Origin of the sequence: Nesterenkonia halobia, assembly GCF_039536005.1 — a bacterium.
GTDB lineage: Bacteria > Actinomycetota > Actinomycetes > Actinomycetales > Micrococcaceae > Nesterenkonia > Nesterenkonia halobia.
Map to the genome: position 1 here is coordinate 1 of NZ_BAAAYG010000021.1, position 1,714 is coordinate 1,714.

Sequence of the window (1,714 nt, forward strand, 5' to 3'; positions counted from 1 at the left end):
CCCGGGAACGTATTCACCGCAGCATTGCTGATCTGCGATTACTAGCGACTCCAACTTCACGAAGTCGAGTTGCAGACTTCGATCCGAACTGAGACCGGCTTTTAGGGATTAGCTCCACCTCACAGTATCGCAACCCACTGTACCGGCCATTGTAGCATGCGTGAAGCCCAAGACATAAGGGGCATGATGATTTGACGTCATCCCCACCTTCCTCCGAGTTGACCCCGGCAGTCTCCCATGAGTCCCCACCACTACGTGCTGGCAACATAGGACAAGGGTTGCGCTCGTTGCGGGACTTAACCCAACATCTCACGACACGAGCTGACGACAACCATGCACCACCTGTGAACCAGCCCCGAAGGGAAACTACATCTCTGCAGCGATCCGGTCCATGTCAAGCCTTGGTAAGGTTCTTCGCGTTGCATCGAATTAATCCGCATGCTCCGCCGCTTGTGCGGGCCCCCGTCAATTCCTTTGAGTTTTAGCCTTGCGGCCGTACTCCCCAGGCGGGGCACTTAATGCGTTAGCTACGGCGCGGAAAACGTGGAATGTTCCCCACACCTAGTGCCCAACGTTTACGGCATGGACTACCAGGGTATCTAATCCTGTTCGCTCCCCATGCTTTCGCTCCTCAGCGTCAGTAACAGCCCAGAGACCTGCCTTCGCCATCGGTGTTCTTCCTGATATCTGCGCATTTCACCGCTACACCAGGAATTCCAGTCTCCCCTACTGCACTCTAGTCTACCCGTACCCACTGCACACCCGGAGTTAAGCCCCGGGCTTTCACAGCAGACGTGGCAAACCGCCTGCGAGCCCTTTACGCCCAATAATTCCGGATAACGCTCGCGCCCTACGTATTACCGCGGCTGCTGGCACGTAGTTAGCCGGCGCTTCTTCTGCAGGTACCGTCACAAAAAGCTTCTTCCCTGCTGAAAGCGGTTTACAACCCGAAGGCCGTCATCCCGCACGCGGCGTCGCTGCATCAGGCTTGCGCCCATTGTGCAATATTCCCCACTGCTGCCTCCCGTAGGAGTCTGGGCCGTGTCTCAGTCCCAGTGTGGCCGGTCACCCTCTCAGGCCGGCTACCCGTCATCGCCTTGGTGAGCCATTACCTCACCAACAAACTGATAGGCCGCGAGTCCATCCAAGACCGATAAAATCTTTCCACCAGCACCCCATGCGAGGACTGGTCATATCCGGTATTAGACCCAGTTTCCCAGGCTTATCCCAGAGTCAAGGGCAGGTTACTCACGTGATACTCACCCGTTCGCCACTAATCCGCCAGGTGCAAGCACCCGGCATCATCGTTCGACTTGCATGTGTTAAGCACGCCGCCAGCGTTCATCCTGAGCCAGGATCAAACTCTCCATCAAAAACATGAAAGAGATCACCGCACAACCACCAGACCCTGCCGGAAAAACAAGACCCAGTAACCATGCGTATGACGTGATCCAAAGCTGCTCACAACACTCACCACGGGGGTGGCAAGCGCTGCAACAACCAAATAAATATTTGGTATCAACATACTTGGCACACTATTGAGTTCTCAAACAACAGATGCTCACGGCACCACCAGAAAGCCAAACCCTGAAACGCTTTCGTCCCAGCAAACTTTCCGGATCGCTCCGAAGCAACTTTACTATCTTAGATCATCCGTTCTCACCATGTCAACTCCGCCTCAGCGAAGCCGAGAACCCGGTGAAAACCGCGAAGA

Annotated in this window: 1 rRNA gene; it reads right to left on the reverse strand. The window is 55.1% G+C overall.

Features of this window, described 5'->3' with window-relative positions:
• Window positions 1-1,373, reverse strand: a 16S ribosomal RNA gene (locus ABD652_RS13915); the annotation flags it as partial.
• Window positions 1,374-1,714 lie beyond the last annotated feature (341 nt).